Consider the following 15,219-nt stretch of genomic DNA (forward strand, 5'->3'; position numbering starts at 1 on the left):
TGACGGGGGGAGACCCCAGGGGTTGATCTGAAGCGGACGCGCTCATGGATCCTCCAGCGTGATTGTGAACCGATCGGGCCCCCGGTCGGCGACGGGGAAGCCGAGACCCCCGCCGAGCTGGAGGACTATGGCGGCGCTCACATTCCAATATTTCTGTAATAATTGTCAAGCGCTTCGCGTGATTGCGTTCACATCTCGCCCCGGAACGGGTGGTGGCCGCGAGCGCTGTCCGCCTGCGCGGTCACTCCAGGCTCGCGTAGACGTACTGCGCCTTGTGCACCTTGAGCTCCATCAGCGTTTCGACCCCCTCAACGCCGGCCAAGGCCCCGATCCGCTCGCTGATGAGCCGGAACAGGCTCTCCTGGTCCTCGCACACGATCTGGACGAACAGGTCGGCGCGGCCCACGGTGCTCGAGACGTACATGGCCTCGGGCCAGCTCGCGATCGTCTCCACCACCGCCATGGTCGCGGAAGGCCGCACCCGCACGAAGAGGCTGCTGAGCACGCCGTACCCGAGCGCGGCGGGGTCGACGAAGCCGAGGATCTGCAGGACGCCGTTCTCGCGCAGCCGGTTCACCCGGAAACGGACCGTGGCCTCGGAGGCGCCGATCGTGCGGGCGATGTCGCGGAACGAGCGACGGCCGTCGAGCTGCAGCTCGTGCAGCACCGCCCGGTCGAGGTCGTCGAGCTGGTGGGGGGAACGGTGCGCCGACCAGCCGACACCGGAACCCGCCTCGGGGGTCTCTGACACCCTCGCAGCATAGCCGTGCGCCCGGGGGTTGTCCGCCGGGGGGAAACTCAGGCTTACGGAACCCGGATGTCTTCGCGAAGTGTGCTGCGTGTTTCGGAAGTAGTCGGCACGTTTCTTGCGCAAAGAGCAATCTACGGCCTACCGTGCTCCGAGTCACACGAAGGAGCGACCATGACCACCCACGCAGAACCGCGGCCTCGTACAGGCGCGCTCGTCGAGACGCTGCCCGCGTCGTACTACACCGACCCCACGATCCTGGAGATCGAGCAGAAGGAGATCTTCGCCAAGACCTGGCAGTACGTCGGCACCGTCGACGCGCTGGCCAAGCCGGGCGACTACATCACGACCACTCTCGTCGACACCCCGATCATCGTCTCCCGCTCGCGCGACGGGGTCCACGCGATGGTCAACGTGTGCCGGCACCGGTTCTCCGAGGTCGCCAGCGGGTGCGGCAACACCCGCGCCTTCAAGTGCCCGTACCACGCGTGGACCTACGGCCTCGACGGGACGCTCGTCGGCGCGCCGCGCTCGGAGCAGATCGACGACTTCGACAAGTCCCAGCTCCCCCTGACCAAGCTGCCGGTGGCGGTGTGGGGGCCCCTCGTCTTCGTCAGCCTCGACCCGCAGGTGGGGGCGTTCCAGGACTGGATCGGGCCCGTCGAGGCGTCGCTGCGCGAAGCGAACGTGGACTTCGAGAGGCTCACGATGCGCAAGCGCACCACCTTCGACATCGCCGGCAACTGGAAGATCGTGGCCGAGAACTACCTCGAGTGCTACCACTGCCTGGTCGCGCACCCGAACTACTCCCGGACGTTCGACACCAGCGCCCTCGGCTACACGTTCGCCACCGACGCGCACACGTTCATCTCGAACACCGCGCCCCAGGACCGTGTCCTCCACGACGCCGCGGCGGCGCCGTACAAGGCCGACGGTCCGATCGGCGTGAACCAGAACGACTACGTCTGGCCGAACTTCGCGCCGATGACGTGGCCGGGCCAGAACAACCTGCTGATCTACTCCTTCCGGCCGACGGCCGTCGACCACACGATCGGGTACTTCGACTACTTCTTCGACCCCGACAGCGACCCCGAGGTGGAGCGCGACTTCATGGCGTTCCTCGACGAGGTCGGCGCCGAGGACGTGCCGCTGATCGAGTCCGTGCAGCGGGGCATGACCAGCGGCCTGATCGACACCGGACGCCTCGTCCCGGACGAGAACCAGATCGAGCACTTCCAGAAGCTGACCAGGGACGCCATCCACGGTGGCTCGGCCCGTTGAGCCGACCGGCTCACCGACAGCACCCTGCCTAGAAGGAAGACACGCGTGATCTCGCACGACGAACATCGCCTGGACGTCAAGGTCGTGGGAATCGAGGAGGTCGCCGTCGGCGTCCGTGCCGTCCACCTGGCCCAGGTGGACGGCACGGACCTCCCGCCGTGGACGCCGGGGGCCCACATCGACGTGCAGCTGGGGCCGTTGACCCGCCAGTACTCGCTGTGCGGCCGGACCGACGACCTGGCCACGTGGCGGATCGGGGTCCTTCTCGAGCCGGAGAGCCGGGGCGGCTCGCAGTTCGTGCACAGCCTCGAGCGTGGCGACAAGCTGGCCGTGGTGGGACCACGCAACAACTTCATCCTCCAGCCGGCAGCGGAGTACCTCTTCGTGGCCGGCGGGATCGGGATCACCCCGTTGCTCCCGATGATCGCAGCCGTCGAGGCCCGAGGGCTCCCCTGGCGGCTGCTCTACGGCGGCCGGCAGCGCGCGAGCATGGCGTTCCTGCCGGAGCTCGAGGCGTACGGCGACCGCGTGCTGATCTCGCCCCAGGACGAGGGCGGGCACCCGGACATCGTGGGGGTGCTCGACCGGTGCGGCCCCGGGGTGCACGTGTACTGCTGTGGGCCCGAGCCGCTGCTCGCCGCGGTCGAGGAGCGGACGCAGGCGCTCCCGGCCGGGTCCACGCACGTCGAACGGTTCCGGCCGCGGGCGGCCGACCCCGACGCCGCGGCGGACGCCGCTTTCGAGGTGGTGCTCGAGCGCTCCGGGCTGACCGTGCAGGTGCCGGCGGACGAGCCCATCGTCGACGCGCTGCTGCGCGTCGGTGTCGCGGTCGACACCTCCTGCCGGGAGGGAATCTGCGGCAGCTGCGAGACCCGGGTGCTCGGCGGCGTTCCCCTGCACCGCGACAGCCTCCTCAGCGACGAGGAGCAGGCGACCAACGACACCATGATGGTCTGCGTGGGCCGCTCGCGGACCCCGCGACTGGTGCTGGACCTGTGACGGGCGTGGGCCCCTCGCCGACCCGGACCCGGCACCTGGACGAGGCGCTCCTGCCGGCTCCCTGGAGCCGCTCGGACCGCACCCTGCCCCGCCGGGTCGTGCAGCCCCTCCAGCAGCTCGGCGCCACGGCCACGGCCGGCGCCGTCGTGATGATGGTGGGACTGCTGGTCGCGCTGGTCCTCGCCAACTCCCCGCTCGCCGGTCACTACGAACAGTTCTGGAGCTCCCCCGTCACCGTCACGGTGGGCCGCTGGACCGGGCTTTCGGGCCACTCCCTGCGTGACTGGGTCAACGACGCGGCCATGGCGGTCTTCTTCTTCCTGGTCTCCCTGGAGATCAAGCGCGAGATGGTCGACGGCGAGCTGCGCGACCCACGGGCGGCCGCGCTGCCGATCGCGGCGGCCTTCGGCGGGATGGTCGTCCCTGCGCTCATCTACACCGCGGTCAACCTCGGCGGCCCCGGGCAGCACGGGTGGGGTGTCCCGATGGCCACCGACATCGCCTTCGCGGTGGCGGTGCTCACCGCCGTGGGCGACCGCGTCCCGACCGGCGCCCGGCTCTTCCTGCTGACGCTCGCGATCGTCGACGACCTCGGAGCCATCGTCGTGATCGGGGTGTTCTACACCCAGGGGGTCGTGGCGAGCTGGATCGGCGTTGCCGTCCTCACCGTCCTCGCGGCCCTCGTGCTGCGCCGCGCGCACGTCCGGGCGCTGGCCGTGTACGCCGCGTTGGCGATGCTCTGCTGGTACGCGTTGCTGCAGTCCGGCGTGCATCCCACCATCGCCGGGGTCGTGTTCGCCTTCCTGACGCCCGCCCGCCCGTTCCACCCGCGAGAGCCGTACCTGGCGTGGGTGCGCTCGCTGGTGCGCGTCGACTCGCCGAAGACGCACTCGCTGCGCGAGCTGCGACGAATGACCGTCGAGGCCGAGTCACCGTTGGAGCGCCTGGAGTGGCGGCTCACCCCGTGGGTCACCTTCGTCGTGCTGCCCGTCTTCGCCCTGGCCAACGCCGGGCTCCCCATCGACCTGGGCAACCTCCGCGACCTCCACCAGGCCCCCGTGGCCCTGGGGATCGTGCTGGGCCTGGTGCTCGGCAAGACCGTCGGGATCCTGCTCGCCGTCTGGCTGGTCAGCCGCACGCCGCTGGCGGTCCTGCCGACCGGGGTCTCCTGGCTCCAGCTCGCGTCGGTCGCGATGTGCGCCGGCGTCGGCTTCACCGTCGCGCTGTTCGTGGCCGGCCTCGCGTTCACCGACGCAGCGTCCGCGGACTCGGCGCGGATGGGCATCCTGGTGGGCAGCACCCTCGCGGCGGTCCTGGGCTACGGAGCGCTGCGCGCCACCTCGCGTGCACCACTCCCGGTCGAGCCGTCGGCCGCGTCGTACCCGTCGTACTGAAGCAGGGTCGCCGCCAGGCGCAGGGTGAGCTCGCGCATCCGGGGTCCGGTCATCCCCTCGGGGTCCGAGGCGATGTTCAGCTCGCAGCCGTCGATGTGGCTCAGCAGCAGCTCGACGACGTCGGGGACGGACGTGACCGGGGTGAAGATGCCGGCATTCGTGCCGTCCTCGACGGTCTCGCGGACCAGCGCATACCACTTGTCGTAGATCGACCTGAACCCCTCGCGCATGCTGGGGATGCGCGCCGACGCGGTGGCGAACTCCACCCAGACCATGCAGTGGGTGCGCAGCCCTTCCCGGAGGGCCAGCTGGCTCACCAGCGCGTCCAGGCGCTCCCATGGCGGGGGGTTCGAGGCCAACAGGACGCCCCACTCCTGCAGCAGGTCCTCACTGGCCTGGCGGAACGCCTCGGCGACCAGCTCGTCGCGGGTCTCGAAGTAGTGCTGGAGAAGACCGGTGGACACGCCCGCCGCGCGGGCGACGTCGCGCAGCCGCAGGTTGTCGTAGCCGCTCACGGCCACGCACTCGACGGCCGCCCGCAGCACCGCGGTACGGCGCTCCTCGGCGGTCAGGTCCCGACCCACGCGGAGCGATCGGGGGGCCACGGCGTTCCTCCTCGGTGCGGGCAGGGTGTCGAACGGCTCCTCACGGGTGCGAACCGTCGATGTCAGTATGACGGATGGCGCAGTGACACCGGCGCAGCCCGGTCGCCGGGGCCCTCAGACGACCACGTTCTCGAGTGGGAAGGCCCGCCCGGCGGTCAGTCCGCCGTCGACCACGATCGCCTGGCCGGTGACGAAGGCGGCGTCGGCCGAGGCGAGGAAAGCGGCGACCCCGGCGATCTCCTCGGGTGCGGAGATGCGGCGCAGCGCGTGCACCCCCGCCGCCTGGGCGCGGGCGCGCTGCGGGTCGGGCTGCGCGTCGTAGAACTGCTCGAGCATGTCGGTCGAGACGTAGCTGGGACAGATGCTGTTGCAGCGCACGCCCTCGGGACCGTGGTCCAGCGCCATCGCCCGGGTCAGCGCAAGGACGGCACCCTTCGAGGCGCTGTAGGCGGCCAGCCCCGGCTCCGCCCAGAACCCGTCCACCGACGCGATGTTGATGAGCGACCCGCGGGTACGGCGCAGATGGACCATCGCGTGCCTGCTCACCAGGAAGACGCCCCGCACGTTCACCTCCATGACCTCGGTCCACACGTCCAGACTGGTCTCCTCCACGGTGCCCTCGCGCTCCACCGCGGCGTTGTTGACGACCACGTCGAGGCGGCCATGCCGGGCGACCACCTGCTCGACGGCCGCACGGACCTCGTCGTCTCGCGCCACGTCGGCGGTGAGGTGCTCCACCGAGGGCATCGGCGCACCACTCGGCGCCGTCCGGCTCAGACCGACCACGCGGGCGCCCTCGGCCGCGAACCGCTCGGCGATCGCGGCGCCGATGCCGCGGGACGCCCCGGTCACCAGCGCAACCCTGCCGGCGAGCCGGCTCCCGGGGCCGCTCGTCGAGCTCGTCGGATCGCTCGCCGGGCTGCTCACAGCGCGTGCCCGACCCGCATGCCCTCGAGGATCGCCTCCTCCACGGTGCGGGGGGCCACGCAGTCGCCGACGGCGTGCACCTCGGGCCTCTGGTCGGCCGGCAGGGCCGCCAGCTCGTCGCCCAGCGTGGTGTCGGGCGCGTGGCCCTGGGCGAGGACCACGGCGCTGATGCCCTCCACCAGCACCGGCTCGTCGGTCAGCACGTGCTGCAGGTACGCGGTGTCGTCGTCGGCACCGAACAGCCGGGTGAGCGGGACGACCGTCACCCCCGCCCGGAACATCTGCTTGAGAAGCTCGTCGCGGGCGTACTGCTGGAGCAGCTCGCCGGCCTGGTAGCCGATGGTGGCCAGCGTGACCCGTCGACCGCGCTCGGCGAGCATGGTCGCGGTGCCGATGCCCACCCAGTCCCCGCGCCAGTCGGCGACGAGCACCGGGCCCTGAGGCGGAACCTCGCCCCGGATCACGTCCCAGGCCTCCAGCACGACGGCCTCGTCGGAGAACTCGAAGTTCGGCCGGTAGGGCTGTGCTCCGGTCGCGACCACCACCGCGTCGGGCGACTGCTCCGCGATGAAGGCGGCGTCGACCCGGACCCCGGTCGCGATCTTGACGTTGCTGCGCGCCGCCTCGTTCAAGAGGTTCGTCACCGCTCCCCCGAACTCCGCACGGCCGGGGAGCCGCTCGGCCAGCAGCACCTGCCCGCCGACCCGCCGGCCGGCCTCGTAGACGGTCACCCGGTGCCCGCGCTGGGCGGCGACCACGGCCGCCTTGAGGCCGCCGGGACCGCCTCCGACCACCATCACCTCGCGCGGCTCGCGGACGGGGACCTTGAGGTCGTACAGCAGCTCGCGGCCGGTCTCGGGGCGCTGGATGCACGAGATCGGGTAGCCCGCGTGGAAGTGCCCGATGCATGCCTGGTTGCAGCCGATGCAGGCCCGGATGCTGTCGAACTCCTCCCGCTCGGCGAGGTTCGGCATCTCGGGGTCGCAGATCAGGGCCCGGGTCATGCCGATCGCGTCGGCGTCCCCGCGCTCGAGGACCAGCTCGGCGTCCTGGGGCTGGTTGATCCGCCCGGCCACGATGACCGGCACCGACACCCGCCGCTTCACGCGTGCGGACAGCGGGGCGGTGTAGCCCGGCTCCCGCGCCATCGAGGGCACGATGTGGTCGGACCCGGCCAGGGTCGCCGAGCTGCCGCGAGTGACCGACACGTAGTCCAGCAGTCCCGCAGCATCGAGGGTCGCCAGCGCCTCGAGGGCGTCCTCGGCGGTCAGGCCGTCCGGGGCGTCCTCACCGATGCTGATCCGCACGCCGACGGCCATCTTGCCGTCCGTGCGTCGCCGGACCGTCTCCAGCACCTCCCGCAGGAAGCGCAGGCGGTTCTCGAACGAGCCGCCGTACTCGTCGGTGCGCAGGTTGGTGCTGGGTCCGAGGAACTGGGCCGGGAGGTAGCCGTGCGACGCCACGATCTCGACGCCGTCCAGGCCCGCCGCCTGCAGCCGCTGCGCGGCCGCGCCGAAGCCCTCGACCACCTCGCGGACGAGGCCGATGTCCATGGCCCGCGGGAAGACCCGGAACCGCTCGTTGGGGACGGCCGAGGCGGCGTACGAGACACCCAGCGACCCGTCCTCGCTCTCCATGACCTCGCGCCCACCGTGGAAGAGCTGGGCGTAGACGAGACATCCGTGCTCGTGACCCACGTCCGCGAGCCGACGGTATCCGGGGATGCACTCGTCGGTGTGCGCCATGAGGGCGTGCGAGGTGTACTTGGCGCTCTCGTGCACCCCCCCGACCTGGAGGACGATGAGTCCCGCGCCCCCGGCGGCGCGGGCGGCCTGGTAGGCCACCAGCTGGTCGGTGACGAGCCCGTCCTCGATCATCACCGTGTCGTGCCCGGTGGACACGATTCGGTTCTTCAGCTCGGTGGGTCCGACGCGCAGGGGCGTGAACAGTCGGGTGAGCATGGGGACCACTTTCTGCGGAAGATCAATAATACGAAGATATGGGATTCCGCCGCACTTCGCCCGCGGATCGCCCCACCCCGAGTCTGGGATGGCTGGCAAGGAGCCGGAATCGTCCGCTCGGTCGAATCGGGGCGAGCGGTTCAGACCACCGTACGAATCACTCGGCCTCGCGGGTGATGCGCCGAGCAACCAGCGCCATCCAGAACATCGCGATGTCGGCCGAGCCTCTCGTGCTGCGTCCGCTCAGCGTCTCGATCTTGCGCAGCCGGTAGCCCAGCGTCTGCCGGTGGATCATCAGGCGCCGGGAGGACTCGACCCAGCTGCGGTCGGTCGAGAGGAACACCTCGAGGGTGTTCACCAGGTCCGAGCCGTGGGCCTCGTCGTGCTCCATCAGGCTGCCGAGGATCATCCGGGTCGCGAAGTGGGCGTCGGCCAGGGTCCGCGGCAGGAAGAGCGGGGCGGCTGTCGTGTAGTCGGCGACCCCGCCACCGGCTGCATGCGCCGCCTGCAGGGCCCATGAGGCCTGCCGGGTGCTGTCACCCACGTGCTGCAGCGACGAGCTCGACGCCGAGATGCCCAGGGCCGGCACGTGGGGCGTGAGCAGCTCGACGGCCTCCCCCGCGCCGGCGGTGGGCACCATCAGGAAGCCGTGCTCGCCCAGCTCGCAGGACAGGTGGGGCAGCGGCGCGTCGCCCATCAGCAGCCGCACCGTCGGCAGGTGGGCCGCGTCGAACCCCACCACCGTCAGCGGCTCCGCCACCGCCAGCCCGACCTGACGCAGGCTCAGCTGGGCCGCGTCGAGGCCCAGGGTGCCGTGGATGACCTGGCGGAAGATCTCTTCGCCGTCGAGGTCGGCCCGCTCCCGGTCCCGGGTGATCCGTTCGACTTCCATCGCGATCAGGCTCTGGGCATGCAGCAGCACGAAGACGTCGACGTCGACCTCGCCGGGACCCTCGGCAACCAACATGCAGGCGCGGTGGGTCGACAGGGCCAGCGCGGTCGCCGTCACCGCACCGTCGGACTCCAGGCTGATCCGCGCCGGCAGGCGGTCCAGCTGGTCGCACACACGATCGGCCAGCTCCTCGACCACCCCGCGGGCGAGGGGCGGACCCTCGCGCATCACCTCGCTGGCGTACCGCACGTCGACGATGTGCAGGCGGTGCCCGAGCTCCGCGGACAACCGACTCAGCAGGGACGCGTCACCGAACGTGGCCGTGCGGGCGAGCTCGTAGAGCCGGCTCAGCCGGGCGATCCGGCGGATCTGGCCGCTCTGGCTGGCCAACGCCACCGTGCGCCCCAGCGCCGCGAAGGGGATCGTGTGGCTCACCGTGATCACCGGGAACGCGAGCCGGTCCGCCTCGGCCGCCATCGCCGCCGAGATGGGCGGCGCCTTGAGGTCGTCGCCGATCGCGACGCCGGCGACACCGTGCTCGCGCAGCCGCCGCACGAAGCGGACCTGTGCCGTGTCGTCGCGCGGCACGCACATGCCGACGGTCATCAAGAGCTCGTCGGCGCCGACCCAGTTCCACGGGTCCTCGAGCTCGCAGGAGTGCGCCCACACCACCGGTCGGCGTCCGCCGTCGGCGCCGGCGATCACGGTGCAGCCGAGCTGCTCCATGGCTACCAGGTCGTCGATGGTCAGGCCGGACATACGTTCACCTCAGCGGGGTCGCGGGGCCGGGGGCGATCACGGTCCGCCGGTGTCGCGCAGCGTACCCAGACCCACGAGGCAACGACGGCCCGTCCCTCATCAGCCGGGGATCAGGGTGTACTTGGAGGCGAGGTACTCCTCGATTCCCTCGGCGCCACCCTCCCGGCCGATTCCCGAGTGCTTGACGCCACCGAAGGGCGCGGCCGCGTTGGACAAGATCCCGACGTTGAGCCCCATCATCCCCGTCTCCAGCCGGTCGATCATCCGCGTACCGCGGGAGAGGCTCTCGGTGAAGACGTAGCTGACCAGCCCGTACTCGGTGTCGTTGGCCAGGCGCACGGCCTCGTCCTCGTCGTCGAACTCGACGATCGTGACCACCGGACCGAAGATCTCCTCGGCCAGGATCTCGCAGCCGAGCGGCACGCCTCGCAGGACCGTGGGCCGATAGAACGCGCCCTCGCCCTCGCCTGGCGAACCCCCGGTCACGATCTCGGCGCCCCGGGCGACGGCGTCGTGCACGAGCGCGTCGACCCTGCGGGCCGCGTCGGCATGGATGAGCGGACCCACCTCCACCTCCGGGTCCGTGCCGCGGCCGATCCGCAGCGCAGCAACCCGCTCGGCGAGGCGCGCGGTGAACTCGTCGGCCACGGACCGGTGGACCAGGAACCTGTTGGCCGCCGTGCACGCCTGGCCGATGTTGCGGAACTTCGCCTGCAGGGCGCCCTCCACCGCCTTGGTCAGGTCGGCATCCTCGAAGACCAGGAACGGCGCGTTGCCGCCGAGCTCCATCGACGTGCGCAGGACGTTGTCGGCCGCCTGTCGCATCAGCACCTTCCCCACCCTGGTGGAGCCGGTGAAGCTGACCTTGCGCAGGCGGCGGTCGGTCATCAGCGCCTCCGAGACCGCCGGCGCCTGCAGGGTGGTGACGACGTTGAGGACGCCGGGCGGCAAGCCTGCCTCCTCGAACAGGGCCGCCAGGACCAACGTGGTCAACGGCGTGAGGTCCGCCGGCTTCAGCACCACCGTGCATCCCGCCGCCAACGCCGGCGCGATCTTGCGGGTGGCCATGGCCAGCGGGAAGTTCCACGGCGTGATCAGGTAGCAGGGGCCCACCGGGCGCTGCGAGACGACCATCTGCCCCGTCCCCTCGGGGTTGCGGCCGTAGCGACCGTTGATCCGGACGGCCTCCTCGGAGAACCACCGCAGGAACTCGCCGCCGTACCCGACCTCGCCACGCGCCTCGGCCAGCGGCTTGCCCATCTCGAGGGTCATCAGCAGGGCGACCTGGTCCGCCCTTTCGTGCAGCAGCTCGAAGACCGTGCGCAACACCCGGGAGCGCTCGCGGGGGCTGGTAGCGGCCCAACCGGCGGCGGCCGCGTCCGCGGCGTCGAGGGCGGCCAGGGCGTCCGACACGCCGGCGTCAGCCACCTCGGCCAGGACGAGGCCGGTGGCAGGGTCGCACACGGGGAACGTCGCCTGGTCGGCTGCGGCGGTCCACGCACCACCGATGAACAGCCCGGTCGGCAGGGCGTCGAGCAACGCCGACTCGACGGCGGGGGTCACGGCAGGCATGGGCGAATCACTCCAGAGCTGGCTGGGCGCCGTCGCGGGCGAAGGGCGCGAAGGGGGACGGATCAGGCGCCGACGGTGATGACGGCGTAGGACTTCACGATGGTCTCCTCGACCACCCAGCGACCGGCCCAGCCCTCCTCGAGCACGGCGACGGAGCCGGGACCGAGCTCGATGACGGTCCCGTCGTCGTGGACCAGGCGGCCCCGACCCGACGCGATCGTCACGGACTCGACGTAGCCCTGGTGAACCGTCGTGAACTCGCCGGGCGAGATCTGCCAGAGGCCCAGCTCGCTGTGCTCGTCCTTGTACAGCACCACCGTGTTGGCCTGCGGAGAGCCGGACACGACGCGCTCGTCGGCAATGGGCTCTGCTTCGGGCCAGGCCACGTCGTCGAAGTGAGCGGTGTTCACGGGGGTGTCTCCTTGGGTCTCGGGTGTGCCGCGCGTGCACACCGGCTCCAGGATGGTCGGTTGCCTGGCCATCCCCGTGGAGGATCCTAGGAGGCGAAATCAGCAGCCGGCACTAGCCAGCGTGATGAGATTGGACCGCCATCTCATCCGGCAGTACAGCGTCAGGCGGCACGCTTCGCCGCGGAAGCGTGCTGGCGGACGCTCGCCCGGAAGGCTCGCAACGACACGAGCCCGGCCGACCCTTGCAGGTCGACCGGGCTCGTGGCGTGAGGCAGGAGTCAGTCGAGGTCGAACCGGTCGAGCTCCATGACGTGGGTCCAGGCCGCGACGAAGTCACGGACGAACTTCTCCTGGGCGTCGCCGCTGGCGTACACCTCGGCGAGCGCCCGCAGCTGCGAGTTGGCGCCGAAGACCAGGTCCACCGCGGTGGCGGTCCACTTCACGTCGCCGCTGGCGAGGTCGCGGATCTCGTAGACGTTCTCCTCCGACTCCGACGCCTTCCACACCATGCCCGGGGAGAGCAGGTTGGCGAAGAAGTCGTTCGACAAGACGCCGGTCCGGTCGGTGAGCACGCCGTGCTGGGCGCCGCCGACGTTGGTGCCGAGGGCACGCAGACCGCCGACCAGCACCGTCATCTGCGGAGCCGTGAGGCCCAGCAGGTAGGCGCGCTCGAGGAGCAGCTTCTCGGGCTGCTGCTTCTCGCCGGCCCGCAGGTAGTTGCGGAAGCCGTCGGCCCGCGGCTCGAGGACCCGGAAGGAGTGGACGTCGGTCTGCTCCTGGGTGGCGTCGGTGCGGCCGGCGTGGAACGGCACGGTCACGTCGACGCCCGCGTCCTTCGCGGCCTTCTCGACCGCGGCCGAGCCCGCGAGCACGATCAGGTCGGCGAGCGAGACCTGGGCGCCGCCGGCAGCGTTGAACTCGGCCTGGATGCCCTCGAGCTTCTCGAGGACGCTCGCCAGCTGCTCGGGCTCGTTGACCGCCCAGCCGCGCTGCGGCTCGAGGCGGATGCGGGCACCGTTGGCGCCGCCGCGCTTGTCGGTGGCGCGGAAGGTCGCGGCCGACGCCCAGGCGGTGGTGACCAGTTCGGAGACGGAGAGCCCCGAGTCGAGGACCTTCGCCTTGAGGGTGGCGACGTCGGCGTCGCCGATCAGCTCGCCCTCGACGGCCGGCACCGGGTCCTGCCACAGCTGCGGCTCGGGGACCCAGGGGCCGAGGAAGCGCTCCACCGGACCCATGTCACGGTGCAGCAGCTTGTACCAGGCCTTGCCGAAGGCCAGCGCGAACTCGTTGGGGTTCTCCAGGAACCGGCGCGAGATCTTCTCGTACTCCGGGTCGAAGCGCAGCGCGAGGTCGCTGGTGAGCATGGTCGGCTTGCGCTTCGGCGAGTCGGCGGTCGGGCCGGGGATGATGTCCTCGGCGTCCTTCGCGACCCACTGGAACGCGCCGGCCGGGCTCTTGGTCAGCTCCCACTCGTAGCCGAAGAGGAGCTTGAAGAAGTCGTTGCTCCACCGGGTCGGCGTCGTGGTCCAGGTGACCTCGAGGCCGGAGGTGATCGCGTCGGCGCCCTTGCCGGAGCCGAAGGAGCTCTTCCAGCCGAGGCCCTGGTCCTCGATCGGGGCCGCCTCGGGCTCGGGACCGACGAGATCGGGGTCGCCGGCACCGTGGGTCTTGCCGAAGGTGTGGCCGCCGGCGATGAGGGCGACGGTCTCCTCGTCGTTCATCGCCATCCGGGCGAACGTGTCGCGGATGTCGCGGGCCGAGGCGAGCGGGTCGGGGTTGCCGTTGGGGCCCTCGGGGTTGACGTAGATGAGGCCCATCTGGACGGCGCCGAGGCTCTCCTCGAGGTCGCGCTCGCCGGCGTACCGCTCGTCGCCGAGCCAGGTGTCCTCCGGTCCCCAGAAGATCTCCTCGGGCTCCCACACGTCCTCGCGGCCGAAGCCGAAGCCGAACGTCGAGAAGCCCATGTCCTCGAGCGCCACGTTGCCGGCGTAGACGAGCAGGTCGGCCCACGAGACCTTCTGGCCGTGCTTCTGCTTGACCGGCCACAGCAGGCGGCGGGCCTTGTCGAGGTTGGCGTTGTCGGGCCAGCTGTTGAGCGGGGCGAACCGCTGGCCGCCGTCACCGGCGCCACCGCGCCCGTCGTAGATCCGGTAGGTGCCGGCGGCGTGCCAGCTCATCCGGACGAAGAGGCCGCCGTAGTGGCCGAAGTCGGCCGGCCACCAGTCCTGCGAGCTGTTGAGCACCTCGACGATGTCGCGGCGCAGCTCGGCGAGGTCGAGCTTCTTGAACTCCTCGGAGTACTTGAAGTCGGGGGCCAGGGGGTTGCCCTTCGACGAGTGCGTGTGCAGCACCGACAGGTCGAGCTGGTTGGGCCACCAGTCCTGGTTGGTGTGGGGCCGTCCGGGCTTCGCGGTGGGCGAGTCGATCGCCGGGTTCTCGCTCTCGCTGCCGTGGGCAGCCGCGGAGTCGTGCGCCACGGGGCAGCCGGCCTCCGCCTTGCGGTCCACGCCCTGCGGGCTCGTGGGTCCGTTGTCCTGGGTGTCGCTCATCTGCTTCCTTCCGGACGGGGGTTCATCGAGGGGATGGGGTCGGTCGCGCAGTCGGGGCAGGTGCCCCAGTAGACGACCTCCGCCTCGTCGACCACGAAGCCGTGGTCGTCGGAGGCGGTCAGGCAGGGGGTGTGGCCGACGGCGCAGTCGACATCGGCGATCGCACCGCACGAGCGACAGACCACGTGGTGGTGGTTGTCGCCGACCCGGGTCTCGTAGCGCGCGATCGCGCCGGCGGGCTGGATGCGGCGCACGAGGCCGGCGTCGGTGAGGGCCCGCAGCACGTCGTAGACGGCCTGGTGGGAGACGCCGCCGAGGTCGGCGCGCACGTGTCCGATGACGGCGTCGGTGTCGACGTGGGGGTGGTCGTGCAGGGCGGCCAGGACCGCCAGCCGCGGCCTGGTCACCCGGAGCGAGGCCGAGCGCAGCTGACTCTCGAAGTCCGGCGTCCGCATGCCCCGAGCCTAGGGGACGAGACTGGATCGAATCAAGTTTGGCGGGCCGCATGGGTCGGTCGGCTTCGGGTACGAGGGAGGCAGGGCAGGTGGGCTCGGACCACCTCGGCATCAGGGAGAGGGACCGACATGGTGGGCGCGGTGGTGGAGACGTTCTGCCAGGACGACGTGTGGCGCAACCGCGTCGGGCGGACCGCCGAGCCGCTGCCCGGGGAGTACCGCACCCGCGAGGCTGCGGTCGAGGTCGCTCGCAGCGAGGCCCGCATCCGCGGGGTCGCGCACGTGATCCGGGGTGCGGACGGCACGGTCGAGGAACGGAACCGGTACGCCCGCGGGAGCGACGAGATCCCCGGCTGACACCCGCCCGCGGTGCGGCCGGGTCCGCCGAGCTAGGAGGAGGCCTCCGCCTCCGCGATGAGCCGCTCGGCCTCGGGCGCATCGCCCTCGGCGACCAGCACGCGCACGCCCGAGGTCAGCTGCCACTGGGGCTCGGTGCCGCCGCCGTCGTCGGCCGAGACGATGGCCTCGATGCCGTACGAGTCGAGCATGCCCGCGATGAGCTGGGCCTCGACGGTGGAGCCGACGCGGGCAACCACGGTGCGTTCCGACATGGGTCCAGCGTCGCACACCAGGCGCAGGTCAATGGTCGCGAAGCGGCCCCAGACCG

14 protein-coding genes are annotated in these 15,219 nt (G+C 71.2%); 4 read left to right on the forward strand and 10 right to left on the reverse strand.

The window, feature by feature from the left end:
- Nucleotides 1-241: 241 nt before the first annotated feature.
- Entirely contained in the window at nucleotides 242-751 is a 510-nt protein-coding gene (locus PD653B2_RS12015) for an Lrp/AsnC family transcriptional regulator (RefSeq protein ID WP_165763448.1), read from the reverse strand.
- A gap of 171 nt (nucleotides 752-922) precedes the next feature.
- On the opposite strand from PD653B2_RS12015, the gene PD653B2_RS12020 reads away from it, so the two are divergent.
- Genes PD653B2_RS12020 through nhaA form a run of 3 tightly spaced genes read left to right on the forward strand, consistent with a single transcriptional unit; the run spans nucleotide 923 to nucleotide 4,422 of the window.
- The gene (locus tag PD653B2_RS12020) at nucleotides 923-2,029 is read left to right on the forward strand and encodes an aromatic ring-hydroxylating oxygenase subunit alpha (protein ID WP_165763449.1); all 1,107 of its coding nucleotides are present in this window, start codon (nucleotides 923-925) and stop codon (nucleotides 2,027-2,029) included.
- A gap of 45 nt (nucleotides 2,030-2,074) precedes the next feature.
- On the forward strand, nucleotides 2,075-3,028 hold the full coding sequence (locus PD653B2_RS12025; RefSeq protein ID WP_089503953.1) for a PDR/VanB family oxidoreductase: 954 nt from the start codon (nucleotides 2,075-2,077) through the stop codon (nucleotides 3,026-3,028).
- Between the two features lie 5 nt (nucleotides 3,029-3,033).
- Nucleotides 3,034-4,422: a Na+/H+ antiporter NhaA gene (nhaA, locus tag PD653B2_RS12030; RefSeq protein WP_133058973.1), complete on the forward strand. Its 1,389-nt coding sequence runs from the start codon at nucleotides 3,034-3,036 to the stop codon at nucleotides 4,420-4,422.
- Here the strand turns inward: nhaA and PD653B2_RS12035 are convergent.
- From PD653B2_RS12035 to PD653B2_RS12070, 8 genes are all read right to left on the reverse strand, one after another.
- A complete protein-coding gene (locus PD653B2_RS12035) occupies nucleotides 4,347-5,027 on the reverse strand; it encodes a TetR/AcrR family transcriptional regulator (RefSeq protein WP_085872618.1) in 681 nt (226 codons plus the stop codon). The genes nhaA and PD653B2_RS12035 overlap by 76 nt on opposite strands.
- Before the next feature lie 114 nt (nucleotides 5,028-5,141).
- Entirely contained in the window at nucleotides 5,142-5,954 is an 813-nt protein-coding gene (locus tag PD653B2_RS12040; RefSeq protein ID WP_085872619.1) for an SDR family NAD(P)-dependent oxidoreductase, read from the reverse strand.
- Nucleotides 5,951-7,915, reverse strand: a complete 1,965-nt coding sequence (locus PD653B2_RS12045) for an FAD-dependent oxidoreductase (RefSeq protein WP_085872620.1) — start codon at nucleotides 7,913-7,915, stop codon at nucleotides 5,951-5,953. The genes PD653B2_RS12040 and PD653B2_RS12045 overlap by 4 nt, the downstream gene beginning before the upstream one ends.
- A gap of 157 nt (nucleotides 7,916-8,072) precedes the next feature.
- Complete coding sequence (locus PD653B2_RS12050) at nucleotides 8,073-9,566, reverse strand: PucR family transcriptional regulator (protein WP_085872621.1); 1,494 nt, start codon at nucleotides 9,564-9,566, stop codon at nucleotides 8,073-8,075.
- A 99-nt stretch (nucleotides 9,567-9,665) separates the two neighbouring features.
- A complete protein-coding gene (locus PD653B2_RS12055; RefSeq protein WP_089503954.1) occupies nucleotides 9,666-11,138 on the reverse strand; it encodes an NAD-dependent succinate-semialdehyde dehydrogenase in 1,473 nt (490 codons plus the stop codon).
- Nucleotides 11,139-11,200: 62 nt separating this feature from the next.
- On the reverse strand, nucleotides 11,201-11,548 hold the full coding sequence (locus PD653B2_RS12060; protein WP_207559365.1) for a cupin domain-containing protein: 348 nt from the start codon (nucleotides 11,546-11,548) through the stop codon (nucleotides 11,201-11,203).
- A gap of 278 nt (nucleotides 11,549-11,826) precedes the next feature.
- Entirely contained in the window at nucleotides 11,827-14,097 is a 2,271-nt protein-coding gene (gene katG, locus PD653B2_RS12065; RefSeq protein WP_085872623.1) for a catalase/peroxidase HPI, read from the reverse strand.
- Nucleotides 14,094-14,552 (reverse strand): Fur family transcriptional regulator, encoded by a 459-nt coding sequence (locus PD653B2_RS12070; protein ID WP_085872624.1) that lies wholly within the window; start codon nucleotides 14,550-14,552, stop codon nucleotides 14,094-14,096. The genes katG and PD653B2_RS12070 overlap by 4 nt, the downstream gene beginning before the upstream one ends.
- Nucleotides 14,553-14,681: 129 nt before the next feature.
- Between PD653B2_RS12070 and PD653B2_RS12075 the strand changes: the two genes are divergently transcribed.
- Entirely contained in the window at nucleotides 14,682-14,909 is a 228-nt protein-coding gene (locus tag PD653B2_RS12075; protein ID WP_085872625.1) for a DUF2188 domain-containing protein, read from the forward strand.
- Nucleotides 14,910-14,941: 32 nt separating this feature from the next.
- On the opposite strand, the gene PD653B2_RS12080 is transcribed toward PD653B2_RS12075, so the two are convergent.
- On the reverse strand, nucleotides 14,942-15,163 hold the full coding sequence (locus PD653B2_RS12080; RefSeq protein WP_085872626.1) for a putative signal transducing protein: 222 nt from the start codon (nucleotides 15,161-15,163) through the stop codon (nucleotides 14,942-14,944).
- Nucleotides 15,164-15,219 lie beyond the last annotated feature (56 nt).

The organism is Nocardioides sp. PD653-B2 (assembly GCF_002117935.1).
Lineage (GTDB): Bacteria > Actinomycetota > Actinomycetes > Propionibacteriales > Nocardioidaceae > Nocardioides.

Coding starts and splice junctions, on each gene's coding strand:
- PD653B2_RS12075 (WP_085872625.1), top strand. CDS start 14,682: ATGGTGGGCGCGGTGGTGGAGACGTTCTGCCAGGACGACGTGTGGCGC.
- PD653B2_RS12070 (WP_085872624.1), bottom strand. CDS start 14,552: ATGCGGACGCCGGACTTCGAGAGTCAGCTGCGCTCGGCCTCGCTCCGG.
- PD653B2_RS12050 (WP_085872621.1), bottom strand. CDS start 9,566: ATGTCCGGCCTGACCATCGACGACCTGGTAGCCATGGAGCAGCTCGGC.
- PD653B2_RS12080 (WP_085872626.1), bottom strand. CDS start 15,163: ATGTCGGAACGCACCGTGGTTGCCCGCGTCGGCTCCACCGTCGAGGCC.
- PD653B2_RS12020 (WP_165763449.1), top strand. CDS start 923: ATGACCACCCACGCAGAACCGCGGCCTCGTACAGGCGCGCTCGTCGAG.
- PD653B2_RS12045 (WP_085872620.1), bottom strand. CDS start 7,915: ATGCTCACCCGACTGTTCACGCCCCTGCGCGTCGGACCCACCGAGCTG.
- katG (WP_085872623.1), bottom strand. CDS start 14,097: ATGAGCGACACCCAGGACAACGGACCCACGAGCCCGCAGGGCGTGGAC.
- PD653B2_RS12055 (WP_089503954.1), bottom strand. CDS start 11,138: ATGCCTGCCGTGACCCCCGCCGTCGAGTCGGCGTTGCTCGACGCCCTG.